Annotated in this window: 14 protein-coding genes and 1 pseudogene; 3 read left to right on the forward strand and 12 right to left on the reverse strand. The window is 73.0% G+C overall.

Annotated features, from left to right (window positions below; all coding sequences use genetic code 11):
* On the forward strand, nt 1–199 hold a 199-nt coding region (locus BG452_RS12175), incomplete at its 5' end, for a hypothetical protein (RefSeq protein WP_223242107.1).
* Between the two features lie 143 nt (nt 200–342).
* On the opposite strand, the gene BG452_RS12180 is transcribed toward BG452_RS12175, so the two are convergent.
* The 7 genes from BG452_RS12180 to rsmI all read right to left on the reverse strand — a co-directional run bounded on the left by BG452_RS12180 (nt 343) and on the right by rsmI (nt 8,371).
* Nucleotides 343–2,160, reverse strand: coding sequence for an ABC-F family ATP-binding cassette domain-containing protein (locus BG452_RS12180; protein WP_188304275.1), 1,818 nt, complete (start codon nt 2,158–2,160; stop codon nt 343–345).
* 138 nt (nt 2,161–2,298) lie between these two features.
* On the reverse strand, nt 2,299–3,216 hold the full coding sequence (locus tag BG452_RS12185; protein WP_188304276.1) for a 4-(cytidine 5'-diphospho)-2-C-methyl-D-erythritol kinase: 918 nt from the start codon (nt 3,214–3,216) through the stop codon (nt 2,299–2,301).
* On the reverse strand, nt 3,213–4,094 hold the full coding sequence (rsmA, locus tag BG452_RS12190; protein WP_188304277.1) for a 16S rRNA (adenine(1518)-N(6)/adenine(1519)-N(6))-dimethyltransferase RsmA: 882 nt from the start codon (nt 4,092–4,094) through the stop codon (nt 3,213–3,215). Before rsmA ends, BG452_RS12185 begins: the two co-directional genes overlap by 4 nt.
* A 72-nt stretch (nt 4,095–4,166) precedes the next feature.
* Nucleotides 4,167–5,045: a TatD family hydrolase gene (locus BG452_RS12195; RefSeq protein ID WP_188304278.1), complete on the reverse strand. Its 879-nt coding sequence runs from the start codon at nt 5,043–5,045 to the stop codon at nt 4,167–4,169.
* On the reverse strand, nt 5,045–6,664 hold the full coding sequence (gene metG, locus BG452_RS12200) for a methionine--tRNA ligase (protein WP_188304279.1): 1,620 nt from the start codon (nt 6,662–6,664) through the stop codon (nt 5,045–5,047). The genes BG452_RS12195 and metG overlap by 1 nt, the downstream gene beginning before the upstream one ends.
* Nucleotides 6,665–6,839: 175 nt before the next feature.
* On the reverse strand, nt 6,840–7,265 hold the full coding sequence (locus BG452_RS12205) for a hypothetical protein (protein ID WP_188304280.1): 426 nt from the start codon (nt 7,263–7,265) through the stop codon (nt 6,840–6,842).
* Between the two features lie 236 nt (nt 7,266–7,501).
* The gene (rsmI, locus tag BG452_RS12210; protein ID WP_188304281.1) at nt 7,502–8,371 is read right to left on the reverse strand and encodes a 16S rRNA (cytidine(1402)-2'-O)-methyltransferase; all 870 of its coding nucleotides are present in this window, start codon (nt 8,369–8,371) and stop codon (nt 7,502–7,504) included.
* 96 nt (nt 8,372–8,467) lie between these two features.
* Between rsmI and BG452_RS12215 the strand changes: the two genes are divergently transcribed.
* Nucleotides 8,468–10,282 (forward strand): dolichyl-phosphate-mannose--protein mannosyltransferase, encoded by a 1,815-nt coding sequence (locus tag BG452_RS12215; protein ID WP_411292938.1) that lies wholly within the window; start codon nt 8,468–8,470, stop codon nt 10,280–10,282.
* 199 nt (nt 10,283–10,481) lie between these two features.
* Nucleotides 10,482–12,242, forward strand: a complete 1,761-nt coding sequence (locus tag BG452_RS12220; RefSeq protein WP_188304283.1) for a penicillin-binding transpeptidase domain-containing protein — start codon at nt 10,482–10,484, stop codon at nt 12,240–12,242.
* A gap of 73 nt (nt 12,243–12,315) precedes the next feature.
* Here the strand turns inward: BG452_RS12220 and BG452_RS12225 are convergent, their stop codons facing one another.
* The 5 genes and pseudogenes from BG452_RS12225 to BG452_RS12245 all read right to left on the reverse strand — a co-directional run.
* Nucleotides 12,316–13,725: a glycosyltransferase 87 family protein gene (locus tag BG452_RS12225; RefSeq protein WP_188304284.1), complete on the reverse strand. Its 1,410-nt coding sequence runs from the start codon at nt 13,723–13,725 to the stop codon at nt 12,316–12,318.
* 144 nt (nt 13,726–13,869) lie between these two features.
* Nucleotides 13,870–15,357, reverse strand: a complete 1,488-nt coding sequence (locus BG452_RS12230; RefSeq protein WP_188304285.1) for an amino acid permease — start codon at nt 15,355–15,357, stop codon at nt 13,870–13,872.
* Between the two features lie 249 nt (nt 15,358–15,606).
* Nucleotides 15,607–17,175: a penicillin-binding transpeptidase domain-containing protein gene (locus tag BG452_RS12235; protein WP_188304286.1), complete on the reverse strand. Its 1,569-nt coding sequence runs from the start codon at nt 17,173–17,175 to the stop codon at nt 15,607–15,609.
* Complete coding sequence (locus tag BG452_RS12240) at nt 17,175–18,506, reverse strand: FtsW/RodA/SpoVE family cell cycle protein (protein WP_317621007.1); 1,332 nt, start codon at nt 18,504–18,506, stop codon at nt 17,175–17,177. Before BG452_RS12240 ends, BG452_RS12235 begins: the two co-directional genes overlap by 1 nt.
* Before the next feature lie 150 nt (nt 18,507–18,656).
* Nucleotides 18,657–19,092: pseudogene (locus BG452_RS12245) on the reverse strand (ABC transporter); the annotation flags it as partial.

A 19,092-nucleotide genomic window follows, 5' to 3' on the forward strand; every position in this document is an offset into this window, starting at 1 on the left:
GGTCCGGTACGGCGGCCGGGTGCCCGAGCCGGCGGAGGCGGACCGGGTCCGCCGGGCGCTGGACGAGCTGACGGCCGCCGCCCGGGAGCACCGTCCGCCGACCGGGGCGTCGGCCCGGCCGAGCGCGCCGCACGACCCGGCGCTCAGCGCGCTGGGCCGCGCGGCGGACGAGCTCGAACTCCTGCTCAGGACTCCGTAGCCTCGAACCCCTGCCCGGAACGCCGCAGCCCCGAACCCCTGCCCGGGACTCCGCGGCCTCGCACTCCCATCTACAGGACTCCGCCGCCCCGCACTCCCGCCCAGGAATCCCCAGCCCCGAACTCCCGCTCAGGCAGGCCGGCTTCAGACCTGCTCGGCCAGCTCCAGCCAGCTCATCTCCAGCTCCTCCTTCTCCTCCCGGACGGCCCGCAGCTGCCCGTCCAGTTCGGCGACCTTGGAGAAGTCGGCGGCGTGCTCGGCGAGTTGGGCGTGCAGCTTGGACTCCTTCTGGTCCAGCTTGGCGATCTGCCGCTCGATCTTCTGCATCTCCTTCTTCGCCGCCCGCAGGTCCCCGCCGGACAGCCCGGAAGCAGCGGCGTCCTCAACTGCCGGAGCGACGGCGGGAGTGGCGGGAGTCGCCGCGGCCGCCATCCGCGCCCGCCGCTCCAGGTACTCGTCCACGCCGCCGGGCAGCATCCGCATCTTCTTGTCGCCGAGCAGCGCGTGGACGACGTCCGTGGTGCGCTCGATGAAGAACCGGTCGTGGCTGATGACGACCATCGAGCCGGGCCAGCCGTCGAGCAGGTCCTCCAGCTGGTTGAGGGTCTCGATGTCCAGGTCGTTGGTCGGCTCGTCGAGGAACAGCACGTTGGGCTCGTCCATCAGCAGCCGCAGCAGCTGGAGCCGGCGCCGCTCGCCGCCGGAGAGGTCGCCGACGGGCGTCCACTGCTTGTCCTTGCCGAAGCCGAACTGCTCGCACAGCTGCCCGGCGCTCATCTCGCGGCCCTTGCCGAGGTCGACCCGCGAGCGGACCTGCTCGACGGCCTGCAGCACCCGGATCTCCGGTTCCAGTTCGGCGACCTCCTGGGACAGGTAGGCCAGTCGTACGGTCTTGCCGACCTTGATCACGCCCGAGTCGGGCTGGACGTCGCCCTCGCTGGCGTAGGCGTCGCGCATGGCGCGCAGCAGCGAGGTCTTGCCGGCGCCGTTGACGCCGAGCAGGCCGATCCGGTCGCCGGGGCCGAGCTGCCAGGTGAGGTTCTCCAGCAGCAGCTTGGGGCCGGCCTTGACGGTGACGTTCTCCAGGTCGAAGACGGTCTTGCCGAGCCGGGCGTTGGCGAAGTTCATCAGTTCGCTCTTGTCCCGGGGGTCCGGCACGTCGGCGATCAGGGCGTTGGCGGCCTCGATCCGGTAGCGCGGCTTGGAGGTGCGGGCGGGGGCGCCGCGGCGCAGCCAGGCGAGCTCCTTGCGGGCGAGGTTCTGGCGCTTCTGCTCCTCGACGGCTTCGATCCGGGAGCGCTCGGCGCGGGCGAAGACGTAGTCGGAGTAGCCGCCCTCGTACTCGTGCACCTCGCCGTGCTGGACGTCCCACATCCGGGTGCAGACCTGGTCGAGGAACCACCGGTCGTGGGTGACGCAGACCAGTGCGGAGCGGCGCTTCTGGAGGTGCTGGGCGAGCCAGTTGATGCCCTCGACGTCGAGGTGGTTGGTGGGCTCGTCGAGGATGATCAGCTCGGGGGAGCCGAGCAGCAGCTTGGCGAGGGCGATCCGGCGGCGCTCGCCGCCGGAGAGCGGGCCGATGACGGTGTCCAGGCCGTCGGCGAAGCCGGGCAGGTCGAGGCCGCCGAAGAGGCCTTCGATGATGTCGCGGATCCGGGCGTCGCCGAGCCACTCGTGGTCGGCGCGGTCGGCGATGACCTCGTGCCGGATGGTGGCCTCGGGGTCGAGCGAGTCGTGCTGGGTGAGGACGGCCGGTTCGAGGCTGCCGCTCCAGGTGATCCGGCCGCCGTCGGGTTCCTCCAGCTTGGCGAGCATCCGGATCAGGGTGGTCTTGCCGTCGCCGTTGCGGCCGACGACGCCGATCCGGTCGCCCTCGCTCACGCCCAGGCTCACCGCGTCCAGCAGGGTGCGGGTGCCGTAGACCTTCGTGACGGACTCGATGGTGGCGAGGTTGACGGCCACGTGTGCTGCGCTCCTGGGTTCGGCGGTCGGGGCGGGCCCAGCCCGCCCCTCTCTCGGGGACGCCCCGATCACCCCAGCCTAATGGGCGGGCCGAAGCGGCTTCACCGCCTCGACCCGCCGCCGAGGGCCTCGGACACGTCAGGAAACCGCCGTCGCCCCCGGCACCGGCCCGTACGTGGCGTGGGCGGCCCGGCAGGTGCCGGAGGCCAGCAGCGCCGCGGCGACGGCGGCGGCCGCCTCGGCGTCCTTGGCCAGGAAGGCGCAGGTCGGCCCGGAGCCGGAGACCAGGGCGCCGAGCGCGCCGGCCTCGGTGCCGGCCCGCAGGGTGGCGGCCAGCGACGGGCGCAGCGAGAGCGCGGCGGGCTGGAGGTCGTTGGTGAGCGCGGCGGCCAGGGCGACGGCGTCGCCTTCGGCGAGCGCGGCGAGCAGGTCCGGGTCGGCGTCAGGGGTGGCGACGTCGGTGTCGCTGGAGCCGGTGCCGGCCGCCTCGCGGAGCCGGTCGCACTCGCGGAAGACGGCGGGGGTGGACAGGCCGCCGTCGGCGACCGCGAAGACCCAGTGGAAGGTGCCCTCGGCCGGCAGCGTCTCCAGGATCTCGCCCCGGCCGCGGCCCAGCGCGACGCCGCCGAGCAGGGCGAACGGTACGTCGGAGCCGAGTTCGGCGGCGAGGTCCAGCAGCACCGGGAGCGGGGTGTCCAGCTGCCACAGCGCGTCGCAGGCGACCAGCGCGGCGGCGCCGTCGGCGCTGCCGCCGGCCATGCCGCCCGCGACCGGGATGGCCTTGGCGATGTGCAGGTGCACGCCGGGGTCGGCGATGCCGTGGTGGGCGGCGAGCAGCCGGGCGGCGCGGGCGGCGAGGTTGCTGTCGTCGAGCGGGACGGCGTCGGCGTCCGGCCCGGAGCAGCTCAGCGTGACGCCCTCGCCCGGAGTGGCGGTGACCTCGTCCCCCAGCGCGACCGCGAAGAAGACGTTGGCCAGGTCGTGGAAGCCGTCGGCCCGCAGCCCGCCGACCCCGAGCTGGACGTTGACCTTGGCCGGTACCCGTACGGTGATCACTCGCCGTCCTTCGCGGGCTTGTGCTCGGCGATCGCGGCGAACTGTTCCACGGTCAGCATCTCGCCGCGCAGCTTGTGGTCGATGCCGGCGGCCGCGAGCGCCTGCTCGGCCCCGGCGGCGGAGCCCGCCCAGCCGGCCAGCGCGGCGCGCAGGGTCTTGCGGCGCTGGGCGAACGCGGCGTCGACCACCGCGAACACCTCGGTCCGGCTGGCGGTGGTCTTCGGCGGCTCGCGGCGGATCAGCGAGACCAGCCCGGAGTCGACGTTGGGGGCGGGCCAGAAGACGTTCCGCCCGATGGCGCCGGCCCGCTTCACCTCGGCGTACCAGTTGGCCTTGACCGACGGGACGCCGTACACCTTGTTGCCCGGCTTGGCGGCGAGCCGGTCGGCGACCTCGCTCTGCACCATCACCAGGGTGCGCTCGATGCTGGGGAAGGTCGCCAGCATGTGCAGCAGGACGGGCACGGCCACGTTGTACGGCAGGTTGGCGACCAGCGCGGTGGGCGCCGGGCCGGGCAGCTCGGTGACCTCCATGGCGTCGCTGAACACCAGGTCGAAGGCGTCGGCCTTGCCGGGCAGCCGGGCCGCGACGGTGTCCGGCAGGTGCTGGGCGAGCACCGGGTCGATCTCGACCGCGGTGACGTGCCGGGCCACCTCCAGCAGCGCCAGGGTGAGCGAGCCGAGGCCGGGCCCGACCTCCACCACGGCGTCCTGCTCCGTCACCTCGGCGGCCCGGACGATCCGCCGTACGGTGTTGCCGTCGATGACGAAGTTCTGCCCGCGCTGCTTGGTCGGCTTCACGCCGAACGCGGCCGCCAGTTCGCGGATGTCGGCGGCGCCCAGCAGGTGGCTGTCAGGGGTGGGGTCGGTGGTGCTCACGCGCCAAGGATACGGGCGTACGGGGTGCCGTCCGGACGTGACGATCCGGAACGGCCCCCTCGGACCCGGCGCTCAGTAGCCGAAGGCCCGCGCCGTGTTCGCCGCGATCGCCGCCGACAGCTCGTCCTCGGGCAGCCCCAGGGTGGCGGCCATCGAGCGGACCGTGACCGGGATCAGGTACGGCGCGTTGGGCCGCCCCCGGTACGGGTGCGGGGTGAGGAACGGCGCGTCGGTCTCGACCAGGATCCGGTCGAGCGGGGTGGCGAGCAGGGCCTCGCGCAGCGGCTGGTTGGCCTTGAAGGTGACGGGGCCGGCGAAGGAGAGGTACCAGCCGTGCTCGGCGCAGACCTTCGCCATCGCGGCGTCGCCGGAGTAGCAGTGGAAGACGGTCCGCTCCGGGGCGCCCTCGGCCAGCAGGACGGCGATGACGTCCTCGTGGGCGTCGCGGTCGTGGATGACCAGCGCCTTGCCGTGCCGCTTGGCCATCTCGATGTGGCGGCGGAACGACTCCTTCTGGATCTCCACACCCTCCGGCCCGGTGCGGAAGTAGTCCAGGCCGGTCTCGCCGACGGCGCGGACCTGCGGCAGGGCGGCCAGCGCGTCGATCTCGGCGAGCGCCTCCTCCAGCGCCGCCCGGCCGCCCGCGTGCCGCTGCTGTCCGGACCAGCCGTCCGCGTCGCCGAGGAAGATCCGCGGTGCCTCGTTGGGATGCAGGGCGACGGCCGCGTGCACCTGCTCGTACTGGGCCGCCAGTTCGGCGGCCCAGCGCGAGCCGGGCACGTCGCAGCCCACCTGGACGACCGTGGTGACGCCGACCGAGGCGGCCCGGGCGAGCCCCTCGGCCGGGGTGCCGGCCTGCATGTCGAGGTGGGTGTGCGAGTCGGCCACCGCCACGGCCAGGGGTTCCGGCAGCGGCGGCGGGGTCGACCGGTCGTCGTCCTTCTTGGCCATCAGGAGGCGGGCTTCTCTTCGAGGCGCGGGAACAGGATCTCGCCCTTGGTGACGGTGGTACCGGCGGGCAGCCGGCCCCAGTCACCGGCGGTGGCGACGCGCTGGTCGGCGAGCGCGCCGAGGCCCTCGGCGGCGCCCAGCGAGGCCCACAGCTTCTCGGCGGTGGACGGCATCACCGGGTTGAGCAGCACGGCGGTGCCGCGCAGCGCCTCGGCGGCGGTGTAGAGGATGGTGGCCAGGCGGGCCCGCCCCTGCTCCGACTCGTCCTTGGCGACCTTCCACGGCTCCTGCGTGGTGAGGTAGCCGTTGACCTGCTTGACGAACTCGAAGATCGCCGCGATGCCGCCGGCGAAGTCCAGCTCCTCGCCGATCTTCACGTCGGCAACGGCGACGGCCGCGGCCAGCCCGTCCGCGACGGCCTGCTCGGCCTCGCCCGCCGCGGTGGCGGCCGGCAGCGCCCCGCCGAAGTACTTGCCGACCATCGCGGCGACCCGGGAGGCCAGGTTGCCGAAGTCGTTGGCCAGCTCGGAGGTGTAGCGGGCGCTGAAGTCCTCCCAGGAGAAGGAGCCGTCGGTGCCGAACGGGATCGCCCGCAGGAAGTAGTAGCGGTAGGCGTCCACGCCGAAGTGCGAGGTGAGGTCGGTGGGCGCGATGCCGGTCAGGTTGGACTTGGACATCTTCTCGCCGCCGACCATCAGCCAGCCGTTGGCGACGACCCGCTTGGGCAGCGGCAGGCCCGCGGCCATCAGCATGGCCGGCCAGATCACCGCGTGGAAGCGCAGGATGTCCTTGCCGACGAGGTGGACGGAGGCCGGCCACAGCTCGGCGAAGCGCTCCGGGTCGCTGCCGTAGCCGGCCGCGGTGATGTAGTTCTGCAGCGCGTCCACCCAGACGTAGAGGACGTGCTTCTCGTCCCAGGGCAGCGGCACGCCCCAGTTGAAGGTGGAGCGGGAGATCGAGAGGTCCTTGAGGTCCTGCTCGACGAAGCGCAGCACCTCGTTGCGGGCCGAGGCCGGCTGGATGAAGTCGGGGTTGGCGGCGTAGAACTCCAGCAGCCGCTCACCGTAGGCGGAGAGCCGGAAGAAGTAGTTCTCCTCCTCCAGCCACTCGACCGGCTTCTTGTGGACGGAGCAGAGCTTCTCGTCCTCGGTGGCGCCGTCGAGCAGTTCGGCGGGGAGCTTGAACTCCTCGCAGCCGACGCAGTACGGACCGGAATAGCCGCCCTTGTAGATCTCGCCCTTGTCGAACAGGTCCTGGACGAACTCCTGCACCCGGGCGGTGTGCCGCTCCTCGGTGGTGCGGATGAAGTCGTCGTTGGCGATCTCCAGGTGCTGCCAGAGCGGCTTCCAGGCCTCCTCGACCAGCTTGTCGCACCACTCCTGCGGGCTGACGCCGTTGGCCTCGGCGGTCCGCATGATCTTCTGACCGTGCTCGTCGGTGCCGGTCAGGTACCACACCTTCTCGCCGCGCTGGCGGTGCCAGCGGGTGAGGACGTCGCCCGCCACGGTGGTGTACGCGTGGCCCAGGTGGGGACGGTCGTTGACGTAGTAGATCGGAGTGGAAACGTAGTACGCCGGGGCACTCGCCCCGGTGGTGCTGTGGTCTGCAGTGGCCGCCATGGTCGGAAAGCTTAGTCGGGCCCGAACACACCCCTGAACCGATTGACCGGGCCTGAACCGATTGACCGGGCCTGAACCGATTGACCGGGCTCGACCGCATGACGGCCACGCGGACCGGGGCCGCCCGCCGCACTGCTCGCGGCGGGCGGCCCGGCTGCGCTCCCCGGGCCGGCGGTCAGCCCAGCAGCCGCGACCAGAACCGGGCCCAGCGTCCGCGCGGCCGGGTGGGTTCGGACACCGGGGGCGCCCCGGCCGGCTCGGCGTGCGCCGGGTAGCCGGGAGCGTGCTGCCAGGGCTGGTCGGCGACGGCCACCCGGCCCTCACGCATGATCCGGACGGTGTGTCCACCGCATCCCGGGCAGGTCGGCTTGAGCAACGGGGACGGCACCCGGACACCGTTGGCGTGGTACTCGAACACGATGTGGCCGTCCTTGGCCTGGTGGTGCTCGATGTCGTACGCCTGCTCCCAGCCGTACCCGCAGCGCAGGCAGGCGAAGGAGTAGGCCTCCCGTACGGTCTCGACGGGAGCGTGCGCCCGCCCCGCCAGGCCGGGGACGCTCAGCGCGTTGCCACTGCGGGGGCTACCGATCGTGTCGCTCATAGCCGTCTCCCAGTGCCCGTCGGGCGCTCGCCCGGCTGGGTCTTTCCATTCCAGGAAATGCCCGGACCGCTCCGGCCGACGCCCTTCTTGTGAAGACTTGGATGCGGGTTGGGGAGTCCTATACAAAAGGCCTCCCAGCGCCTCGGAAACGCGGCCGAACCTTCAGCTCAGCGGGCGTTTAGCAGGGCCTTCACTCCAAGGTACGACTCCCCGCCCGCCACGCAACCCCCCGGAATTCACCTCTTTTTCAAGGCCTCGCCGGAAGCGTCCTTCTTGGCCGCCACCACCGCGTCGAAGACGTCCCGCTTGGGGACGGAGAGTTCGACCGCGACCGCCGCGATGGCCTCCTTGCGCCGCTCCCCGGCCTCCTCCCGGACGGCCACCAGCCGGGCCAGCTCGGCCGGGGTCAGCTCCTGGGGCGCAGCCGGCGGGGCGCCCGCGACCACGACGGTGATCTCGCCCCTGACGCCGTCCGCCGCCCAGGCCGCCAGCTCGCCGATCGGCCCGCGCTTGACCTCCTCGTAGGTCTTGGTGAGCTCCCGGCACACGGCGGCCGGCCGCTCCGGCCCGAAGGCCTCGGCCATCGCGGCCAGCGCGTCGGCGATCCGGTGCGGAGCCTCGAAGAAGACCATGGTGCGCGGCTCGGCGGCGACCGAGGCCAGCTGCCGGGCCCGGTCTCCGGTCTTGCGCGGCAGGAAGCCCTCGAAGGTGAAGCGGTCGACGGGCAGGCCGGACAGCGCGAGCGCGGTGAGCACGGCGGACGGCCCGGGCACCGCGGTGACCTTCACGTCCGCCTCGACGGCCGCCGCCACCAGCCGGTAGCCGGGGTCGGAGACCGAGGGCATCCCGGCGTCGGTGACCAGCAGCACCCGGGCGCCGCCGAGCAGCGCCTCGACCAGCTCGGGGGTGCGGCCGACCTCGTTGCCCTCGAAGTAGGAGACGACCCGCCCGGCCGGGGTCACCCCGAGCGCCTGGGTGAGCCGGCGCAGCCGCCGGGTGTCCTCGGCCGCGATGACGTCGGCCGTGGCCAGTTCGGTGACCAGTCGGGGCGGGGCGTCCGAGACGTCGCCGATGGGGGTGCCTGCGAGAACGAGTACTCCTGTCACGGGCCCCATCCTTGCAGTTCCGCGCCGCCGGGGCGTTTGGTGACGATTCGGGCAGCTTCCGAGGGACCGGTCACACGTACGAGGAGCGCCCCTACGATGTGGCGGATGAACGGCGACACGGCGGCGCAGGCCCCCACTGGTACGGACCACTCCGCGCAGGGCGGTGCCGGCCTGCCGTCCCCCCGCTCACCCGGCTCACCCGGCTCACCCGGATCACCCGGATCGTCGCCGCACTGGCGGGAGCGCCTGGCCGGGTTCGGCTACCGCGCCCGCCCGACCGGCACGCTCACCGAGCGCCTGGTCCCGCCGATGCCGGACGGCCCCCGGGTGACGCCGCCCGGTGTCCCGCAGTCCCCGCTGCTGCTGCGCCTGGGCCTGCGGCTGCCGCAGGGCCTCTGGTCCTTCCTGTGCCGCTGGTCCGGCTGGCTGGGCCCGATCGCGGTGGCGGTCTTCGCCGGACTGCTGCGGTTCACGAACCTCGGCCAGCCGCACGCGATCATCTTCGACGAGACGTACTACGCCAAGGACGCCTACGCGCTCTGGCACGGCGGTTACGAGATCAACTGGCCGGAGGACGCCAACACGACGATCATGACGCCGGGCGCGGCCGTCCCGTACCGCACGACGGCGTCGTACGTGGTGCACCCGCCGGTCGGGAAGTGGCTCATCGGCGCGGGCGAGCAGCTGTTCGGCATGAACCCCTTCGGCTGGCGGTTCGCGGTGGCCCTGCTCGGCACCCTGTCGGTGCTGATGCTGGCCCGGATCGCCCGCCGGATGTTCCGCTCCACCCTGCTGGGCTGCGTGGCCGGCCTGCTGCTCTCGGTGGACGGCCTGCACCTGGTGCTCAGCCGGACCGCGCTGCTCGACCTGGTGGTGATGTTCTGGATGCTCGCCGCCTTCGGCTTCCTGCTGCTGGACCGCGACCGCACCCGGGCCCGGCTGGCCGCCCGGCTGGGCGGGGTGGAGTCCCCCCTGCTCGCCCAGCGGCTCAACCTGGGCTGGCGCCCGTACCGGATCGCGGCCGGCGTCTGCGTCGGCCTGACCTGCGCCACCAAGTGGAGCGGCCTGTACGTCGCGGCGGCCTTCGGCGTGCTGACGGTGCTCTGGGACGTCGGCGCCCGCCGGCTGGCCGGCGCCCCGCGCCCGTACCAGGCGGTGCTGGCCCGGGACGTGGTGCCCGCCTTCGTGTCGGTCGTCGTGGTCTCGGTGGCCGTCTACCTGGCCTCCTGGTGGGGCTGGTTCGCCAGCAGCAACGCGCCCGGCCAGGGCGGCTGGGGCCGGGACTGGGCGGTCGGCCGCGCCACCGACTACCCGTGGATACCCGAGGGCCTGCGCGCCCTGTGGCACTACCACTCGACGGTCTACGAGTTCCACACCCACCTGACCGACCCCCACACCTACCAGTCCAACCCGTGGTCCTGGCTGGTGCTGGGCCGCCCGGTGTCCTTCTACTACGAGTCCCCCAAGCTCGGCCAGGACGGCTGCACCGTCGCCGACTGCGCCCGCGAGGTGCTGGGCATGGGCACCCCGCTGCTGTGGTGGACGGGCGTGCTGGCGCTGGTCTACTGCCTGTGGCGGTGGGCGTTCCGCCGGGACTGGCGGGCCGGCGCGCTGCTGTGCGGCCTGGCCGCCGGCTACCTGCCGTGGTTCCTCTACCAGCAGCGGACGATCTTCCTCTTCTACGCGGTGGTGTTCGTCCCGTTCCTGGTGCTCGCCGTGACGATGCTGATCGGTGCGCTGATCGGGCCGCCCGGCGCCTCCCGGGACCGCCGGCTCATCGGCTCGACGGCCGCCGGACTGCTGGTGCTGCTGATCGTCTGGAACTTCCTGTACTTCTTCCCGCTGTTCACGGGCCAGACCATCCCGCTCCAGGACTGGCGCTCCCGGATGTGGTTCAACAGCTGGATCTGAGGCCGCAGCCGGGCGGCGGGACCACCTGCACACGCTTCCCCCGAACCGTCCGTACCCGGTCCACGACACGTACCAGATCCGTCACAAGTCCCCGGCGTTTCGTCGGCGGACCGATCCGCCCTGCCTAGGGTGGGAGGCGTACCGCGTTTCCGGCCCCGCCGGTTGCGCCCGGCCGCGATACCCCTGGGGGATCTGCACCATGCGCAGTGCCGCGAAGATCGGCATCATCACCGGCGTGTCCATCGCCGTCCTCGCGGGCGGCGGCTACGGGGCCTACAGCCTGATGGGCTCGGACTCCGGGTCGTCCGGCGACAAGAAGCCCCGCACGGTGGTGGCCGAGCCGCCCTCGGCCGATCAGGCGGCGACCGGTGCGAAGGACTTCCTGGCGGCCTGGGCCTCCGGCGACATCGCCAAGGCGGCTTCGCTGACGGACGACCCGGCGGCGGCCACGACGGCGCTCACCGCCTTCAAGGACCAGGTGAAGCCGAGCGCGCTGACCCTCACCCCGGCCGGTCCGGCCACCCCGCAGGCCTTCGCCTCGGCCACCGGCACCCCGGCCCCGGCCAAGCCCACCGGCGCGGCCTCGGCCACCCCGTCCGCCACCGCCACCCCCGGCGCCACCGACTCGCCGTCCGCCGCCGCCACCGGGCCCATCGGCGTGCTGATGGGCTTCAAGGCCCGCGCCGAGTTCGAGGGCACCAGCCGGGCCTGGGACTACAACGGCTTCCTCGGCGTCGTGAAGATGAGCGACAACACCCCGGCCGTGCACTGGGCCCCCTCGGTGATCCACCCCCACCTGTCCGGCAACGAGACCATCGCCACCCAGCAGGTCTTCGCCCCGCCGTCCACCGTGGTGGACCGCAACGGCAAGCCGCTCCAGGGCGCCTCGCTCACCCCCGCGCTGATGGCCACCCTGCAGGACAACGCCCACAAGCTGCTGCCGCCGGACCCGAACAAGGACAAGGACGCGGGCAGCGCGGTGGTGATCACCGACCCGGCCGGCAAGACCGCCGCGGACAAGCTGTTCACCATCGTCGAGCCGAAGCCCGGCCAGCCGTTCAAGGTGACCATCGACAACACCCTCCAGGCCGCCGCCGAGAAGGCGATGACCGACCTGGGCGGCAAGTCCGGCTCGATCGTCGCCATCGAGCCCAGCACCGGCCAGGTGCTGGCCTTCGCCAACGCCCCGGCCGCCGGCCAGAACCGGGCCTTCACCGGCCTGCTCGCCCCCGGCTCGACGATGAAGATCGTCACCTCGACGGCCCTGCTGGAGGCCGGGCTCAACCCGGACAGCACGGTGGCCTGCCCGGAGAAGAGCAGCAACCCGGTGGCGATCCCGAACGACTTTCCGGGCGCCTTCCCGAACAACACCCTCCAGCAGGACTTCATGGTGTCCTGCAACACCGCCTTCATCAACCAGGGCCTGACCAGCCTCAAGCCCGAGACGCTGTCCGGCACCGCCAAGGACGTGTACGGCATCGGCCTGGAGTGGAAGACCGGCCTGCCGAACGCCGACGGCAAGATCCCGGCGACCCCGGGCAGCAAGGACGAGCAGGCGATGAACTACATCGGCCAGGGCAAGGTCCAGATGAACCCGCTGGCCATCGCCTCGATCACGGCGACCGTCCAGAGCGGCGCGTTCAAGCAGCCCATCCTGGTCGCCGGCCTGCCGCAGCAGCAGGCGGCCCGGCAGATCTCGCCGGACGTCGCCGCCAAGCTGCGCGCGATGATGAACGCCACCGCCGTCGGCGGCACGGCCAGCCAGGTGATGGCCGGGATCACCGACAACGCGGGCGCCAAGACCGGCTCCGCCGAGGTCCAGGGCGCGTCCACCACCAACAGCTGGTTCACCGGCTTCCGCGGCAACCTCGCGGTCGCCGCCGAGGTCCAGGGCGGCGGCCACGGCGTCGACGCGGCGGGCCCGGCGGTCGCCTCGCTGCTCAAGAGCGGCAACAAGTGACCGGCTAGCCGGTACACGACAGAGCCCGCCCCGCCGTCGTGGCGGGGCGGGCTCTGTCGTGTCCGGGCCCTGTTCAACCTCTCGGCAGGGCCGGTTCCGGCGCGTCCGGCGTCGACGTCGGCGGCACCAGCCGGCGGTTGCTCCAGCGCCGGGTGGCCAGCCGGGGCCAGATCACCAGCACGGCCGGCAGCGCCAGGTACCCGAACCGCCCGGCCGGGGCGAGCATGAAGGCGATCGTGAGCCCGGCGGCCAGCAGGTCGGCGGCGGCGATCGCGGAGACCGGCGGCCGGGCCACCAGCCAGATCGCCACCCCGATCAGGGCCATGGTCATCAGCGCCAGCGAGACGGTGTGCCCGGTCGGTCCGAAGCCGGCCAGCACCTTGCCGGGCAGCGGGCTGCCCGCCGGGGTGCGGATCGCGGTCATCCCGAGTGGGAAGCGCACCACCTGGTCGCGCAGCGCCTGCGGCTGGGTCAGCACGGACGGCAGCAGCACCGCCGCGCTCACCCCGACCCCGATCAGCGCGGTGCGGGCGGCGGGCCGTCGGCCGTACAGCCGCCACAGCAGCAGGACGGCCACCGGCAGGGCCGGCCAGGCGGTCCACTTGAGGCTGCAGGCGAGGGCGAGCACCAGCCCGGCGGCGACCGTGCGGTCCCGCTCGGCGAGCGCCATGGCCAGGCAGCAGACCCCGATCAGCGGCAGGTCGACCCCGCCGACCACCAGGGCGAGCGCTATCAGCGGCGAGGCGGTGAGGACGGCCAGCGGCAGCAGCGGCGCACGGTCCCGGGACGGCCGCAGCAGCCGCCAGGCGCCCAGCAGGCAGACGACGAAGGTGAGGGCGAACCAGATCCGGGCGTCTCCGGCGACCCGGGCGAAGGCGGTGGAGCTGCCGAGCAGCTGGCGCGGCAGCCCGAACAGGGACATCGCCGGCAGGTACGGGTTGTAGTCGGTGACCACCACGGGGTGCGGGAGGTAGACGTCACCGGTGGTGAGCAGCAGGTGGGCGGAGCGTTCGACCACCATGACCTCGGACTGGTGGCGGCCGGTCACGGCGAGCAGTCCGAGCGGCGCGAGGACGGCCCCGAGCAGGGCGACGACGGCGGCGGCCTCGGCGGCGAAGCGGCGCGGCAGGGTGAGGCAGAGCAGCCCGGCCACGACGTAGGCGGGGGCCGCGACGAGTCCCCACAGCCGCTGGTTGGCCAGGTCGGAGACGAGCGGGAAGGCCGCGGCCCAGCCGGCCGCGATCAGACAGCCGAGCAGCTGCACCCAGCGCAGCGAGGCGAGCCGGGCGGGATTCCACCGATCGGGCGTGGGCGGGAAGGTGCTCTCACCACGCTGTCGGGGGAACGGACGGGTCGGGAAGCCGCTCGCCGGAGGGCCGGGTCTGGCGGGCAGTTCGGTGCTGATGGTCGGGGCCGGCGTTCTGGCGCGGCCGGTGAAGCGGCCGCGCGGGCGGGTGAAGCCGGGCGTGCGGGTGCTCACCATGGTGGAAGGTTATGGCGGCCGACCGGGCCCTGTCGCCATCGCGTCGGGCTCCGCTGGCGACGCTACGCGCGTAGGGCCGCCGGGTGTCGTACCGAGCGGCGGCCCTTCACGATTGGGTAACGGCCCGGTCGGCCGATGGCCCGGTCAGCCGGCCTTGGTGTCGGCCGGGACGCTCTGCTCCTCGGCCCGCTCCAGCCGGGAGTGCTTGATGCTGTAGCCGAAGTAGACGACCACGGCGACGCCGAGGGCGATCGCCCCGGCCCGGAAGGTGTCGGCGTGCAGGCCGGTGATCAGGTAGATGCAGAAGCCGACGCTGATCAGCGGGACGACCGGGTAGCCGGGGACCTTGAAGCCGCGCGGCAGGTCGGGCTGGGTGCGGCGCAGGATGATCACGCCGATCGAGACCACCGAGAAGGCGATCAGGGTGCCCAGGCTGGTGATGTCGGCCAGCACGTCCAGCGGGATGAACGCGGCCAGCGCGCCCACCCCGACCCCGACCACCAGGGTGTTCCAGACCGGGGTGCCGGTGCGCGGGGAGAGCTGGGCGAAGCGCTTGGGCAGCATGCCGTCGCGGCCCATCGAGTACAGGATGCGGGTCTGGCCGTAGACCACCACGAGGGTGACGCTGAAGATCGAGATGATCGCGCCGATCGCGAAGAGCATCGCGGGCCAGCTCTGGCCGGTGATGTTCTGCATGATCTGGGCGAGCCCGGCCTCCTGGCCCTTGAAGTCCTGCCACGGCTGGGCGCCGATGCCGGCCAGGGCGACCAGGATGTAGAGCAGGGTCACCACGACCAGCGAGATGATGATCGCCATCGGCATGGTGCGGCGCGGGTTCTTGACCTCCTCACCGGCGGTGGACACGGCGTCCAGGCCGATGAAGGAGAAGAAGATGCTGGAGGCGGCCATCTGCACGCCGCCGATGCCCAGCGGCATGAACGGGGTCAGGTTGCCGGAGCGGAAGCCGGTGAGCGCGACGCCGACGAACAGCAGCAGGATGACGATCTTGATCCCGACCATGGCCGCGTTGACCTTCACCGACTCGCTGACGCCGCGGACCAGCAGGAAGCAGATCATCGCGACCAGCAGCAGCGCCGGCAGGTTGAACCAGTGGGTGCTGTCCGGCGCGCCGGACAGCTGCACGGGGATCTTGACCCCGAAGGCCAGGTCGAGGAACTTGTTCAGATACTCGGCCCAGCTGACCGCGATGGCGGAGGCGGAGACGCCGTACTCCATCAGCAGGCAGATGCCGACGCCGAAGGCGACGCCCTCGCCGAGGGTGGCGTAGGCGTAGGAGTACGAGGAGCCGGAGACCGGGATCGCGGAGGCCATCTCGGCGTAGCAGAGCGCGGTGAGCCCGGCGGTGACGGCGGCGATCACGAAGGACAGGATGACGGCCGGCCCGGCGTCCGGCACCGCGGTGCCGAGCACGAAGAAGATGCCGGTGCCGATGGTGGCGCCGATGCCGATCGAGGACAGCTGCCAGAGGCCGATGGAGCGGCGCAGGTGGATGCCGGAGCGGCCGCCCTCCTCGGGCGCGCCGGCCGGAAGGCCGTGGCCCTCACTCTCCGCGATCAGGGTCGAGACGGGCTTGCGTCGCAGCAGACGCTCACCAAGGGTGTTGCTGGCCAAAACGCGGTCCTTCTAGGCGGGGGGAGGGTGTCCTAGCGGCCGGTCACCCGAGGCACTGGGGGGTGTCTTCGGGGACCAACCGAACAAACATGGGACAGGACCCCGCGAAGACACCAGTGTCGCAAACAAACAATACCGATCGGCGCATTGTACGAATCGGCACATCAGACATACCAAAGCGGACACTTCGCACCCGTCGCACCCGTCGACCGTTCCGCTAAACGTCCAGCTCAGCCCGCCTGATTGGCCTCAACGGCCGAGCACCGCCCGCAGCACCGCCCGGGCCACCGGGGCGGCCAGCGCACCACCCGTGACGTCCGTGGCGTCACTGTCCGCGACCACCACGGCCACCGCGACCGGCGGCACCGCGTCCGAACCGGCCGGCTTGGCCCAGGCGATGAACCAGGCGTACGGCGTCCCGCTGTTGTCCACCCCGTGCTGGGCGGTGCCGGTCTCGCCGCCGACCACCGCCCCGTCGATCCGGGCGTTGCCGCCGGTGCCGTTCTCCACCACGTCGGTCATCAGCCGCCGCACCTGCCCGGCCACCGCCGGGGTCAGCGCCCGCCGGTACACGGCCGGCTTCATCAGCTCCACCTCGGTGCCGTCGCTCCTGGTCAGCCGGTCCACGAGCTGCGGGCGCATCACCGTCCCGTCGTTGGCGATCCCGGCCGCGACCATCGCCATCACCAGCGGGGTGGCCGCGGTGTCGAACTGCCCGATCGAGGAGAGCGCCAGCTGGGCCGGGTCCATCGCGGTGTCCACGTTGGAGCGGGCCGGGCGCACCGGCAGGTCCAGCTTCGGGTCGTTGAAGCCGAAGCCCTCGGCCGTCGCCACCAGCTCGGACAGCCCGGTCCGCACCCCCAGGTAGCCCAGCACGCTGTTGCAGCTGGCGGTCATCGCCGCGTCCAGCGACAGCCCCGGCCGGTCGCAGGCCGCGCTGTCGTTCATCAGCGGCGTGGTCGTCCCGGGCAGCACGTACGGGAAGGGCGCCGCGGTCGGCGCGTCCGGGTCGGTGACCACCCCGGCGGACAGCGCCGCCGCCGCGGTGACCACCTTGAAGGTCGAGCCCGGCGGGTAGGTCTGGCGCAGCGCCCGGTTGAGCATCGGCTGGTCGGTGTCGGCCTGTAGCCGGTTCCAGGCCGTCTGGTCGGCGCCGGCGGACCCGGCGAAGCCGCCCGGATCGTACGAGGGGGTGCTGGCCAGCGCCAGGATCCGCCCGGTGGCCGGCTCGATCGCGGCCACCGCGCCCTTCTGGTCGCCGAGCCCGCGCATCGCGGCCTGCTGGGCCGCCCGGTCGATCGTGGTGTACACGTCCCCGCCGGGGTTGCGCCGGCGGGAGACCGCGTCCCAGAGCGACCAGCCGCTCAGCCGGCCGTCGGTGCCGGTCAGCAGGTCGTCCTCGGTGCCCTCCAGCTGGCTGTTGCCGTACGCCTGGGAGGCGAAGCCGGTGACGGCGGCGTACGTCGGGCCGTCGCCGTAGGTGCGCTTGTACGCGTACCGGCCGCCGGTCGGCCGGGAGCCGGTCACCGCCTGGCCGCCGACCAGGATGTCGCCGCGCGGCTGGGCGTACCGCTCCACGGTGAGCCGCTGGTTGGCCTGGTTGCGGTCGAGGTCGTCGGCCTCGAACACCTGCACCCGGGTGGCCTGCACGCACAGCGCCCCGACCAGCAGCAGGCAGAAGGTGCCCGCCCGCCGCCCGGTGACCGAGATCCCGGGCAGCCCCTGCGGGCCGTTGCCGCCGGGCCGGATCGCTCGGGGCCGGATCGCTCCGGGCCGGATCCCGCCGGGCCGGATCCCCTTGGGCCGGTTCCGGGCCATCACACCCCCTCCGGAGCGGGCCGCCGGGCGTCGTCGCTCATCCGCACCAGCAGCGCCACGATGATCCAGTTGGTGACCACCGAGGAGCCGCCCTGGGCGATGAACGGCATGGTCATCCCGGTCAGCGGGATCAGCGCGAGCACCCCGCCCGCCACCACGAACACCTGCAGCCCGACGATCGCGGCCAGCCCGATCGCCAGCAGCCGCCCGAACGGGTCGCGCAGCGCGATGCCGGTCCGGAAGCCGCGCGAGACCAGCACCGCGTACAGCAGGAACACCGCGGTCAGCCCGGTCAGGCCGAGTTCCTCGCCGACGGTGGCGAGGATGAAGTCCGACTTGGCGGCGAAGCCGATCAGCACCGAGTGCCCGTTGCCCAGCCCGGTGCCCAGTTCGCCGCCCCAGGCGAAGGCGAACAGCGACTGGGCGATCTGGTTGGCGCCCTTGCCGGCCGTGATCGAGCCCAGTGGGTCCAGCCAGTCCACCACCCGGCTGTGCACGTGCGGCGAGAGCCAGCCCACCGTCACCGCGCCGACCGCTGCCAGGCCCAGCCCGATCGCGATCCAGCCGGTGCGCGCGGTGGCCACGTAGAGCATCACCACGAACAGGCCGAAGTACAGCAGCGCCGTCCCGAGGTCGGTCTCCAGCACCAGCACCCCGACGAAGGCCGCCCAGATCATCAGCACCGGCCCGAGCACCCGCCCGCGCGGCAGCTGCCAGCGCCAGACCCGGCGGCCGGTGAGCGCCAGCGCGTCCCGGTGCACCGCCAGGTAGGCGGCGAAGAAGACGGCCAGCAGGATCTTGGCGAACTCCCCCGGCTGGAAGGAGAGCGGCCCGACGACGATCCAGATCCGGGAGCCGTACACCGGCGGGAAGAGGATCGGCACCACCAGCAGGACCAGCGCCAGCAGCGCCCCGACGTGGGCGTAGCGGCGCAGCCGCCGGTGGTCGCGCACCAGCAGCAGCACGGCGATGAACAGCGCCACCCCCAGGGCCGACCAGAGCAGCTGGGTGGAGACCGCCTCCCGCCCCGGGGTGGCCCGGTCGAGGCGGTAGATCACCACCAGCCCGATCCCGTTGAGCAGTACCGCGATCGGCAGCAGCAGCGGGTCCGCGTACCGGGCCCGCCACCGGATCACGCCGTGCGCCGCCAGGGCCAGCACGCCGAGCGCGGCCCCGTACTGGGCGGCGTCGGCGGGCGCCTCGCCGTCCAGGTTGACGCCGACCTCGACGTAGCCGAACACCGCGGTCAGGACGGCGGTCAGCACCAGCACCAGTTCGGTGGTGCGCCTGGTGGGGACCGGCCGGCCGGGCCGGGCGGCGGATCTCGTCACGGCGGAGGGTGTCGCCACGGACCGTCCTGGGGGGAGGCGGGAGTCGAAGAGGCCGACCGGGTCCAGGCACCGGCGCCCCGGTTCGTCACCCTAACGAGCGCTATCCATATTTATCGGCTGTTTGTCACGGTGTGTCCGCCATTGCCGCCTTCACTCCGGCCGCCGCCCGGCCAGCGCCGCCACCCCGGCCCCGGCCGCGGCCACCAGGACGACGGCGAGCAGCAGTTCACCCCAGGGCACGGCGAGCCGCCCGGTCCGGGCCGCCGCCACCACCCCGCGCACCGCCGCGTTGGCCGGCGACACCGGCACCACCAGCGCCGCCGCGGCCAGCCCGAGCGCCGCCAGGATGCCGTACGGCGAGCGGACCAGCACCGGGCGGTTGCCCACCGCCCCGGCCAGCACCCCCAGCAGCGCACAGACCACCGAGGCCGCCAGCCCGGCCAGCAGCGCCCGGCCGACGCCCGGATCCTGCCGCGCCCCCGGGTTCGCCACCGCCCCGCTGGTCCACCACAGCGCCGCCACCTCCCCCACCGCCAGCAGCAGGGCCGCCGCCAGCGCCGCCAGCAGCGCGGCCAGGTGCACCCGC

Source organism: Streptomyces sp. CBMA123 (genome assembly GCF_014596465.1).
Lineage (GTDB): Bacteria > Actinomycetota > Actinomycetes > Streptomycetales > Streptomycetaceae > Kitasatospora.

What these genes read in the sequence shown, in the direction of transcription:
- BG452_RS12205 (WP_188304280.1), bottom strand. Translation starts at nt 7,265, where the DNA reads ATGAGCGACACGATCGGTAGCCCCCGCAGTGGCAACGCGCTGAGCGTC.
- BG452_RS12220 (WP_188304283.1), top strand. Translation starts at nt 10,482, where the DNA reads ATGCGCAGTGCCGCGAAGATCGGCATCATCACCGGCGTGTCCATCGCC.
- BG452_RS12195 (WP_188304278.1), bottom strand. Translation starts at nt 5,045, where the DNA reads ATGGCCAAGAAGGACGACGACCGGTCGACCCCGCCGCCGCTGCCGGAA.
- BG452_RS12235 (WP_188304286.1), bottom strand. Translation starts at nt 17,175, where the DNA reads ATGGCCCGGAACCGGCCCAAGGGGATCCGGCCCGGCGGGATCCGGCCC.
- BG452_RS12215 (WP_411292938.1), top strand. Translation starts at nt 8,468, where the DNA reads ATGTGGCGGATGAACGGCGACACGGCGGCGCAGGCCCCCACTGGTACG.
- metG (WP_188304279.1), bottom strand. Translation starts at nt 6,664, where the DNA reads ATGGCGGCCACTGCAGACCACAGCACCACCGGGGCGAGTGCCCCGGCG.
- BG452_RS12225 (WP_188304284.1), bottom strand. Translation starts at nt 13,725, where the DNA reads ATGGTGAGCACCCGCACGCCCGGCTTCACCCGCCCGCGCGGCCGCTTC.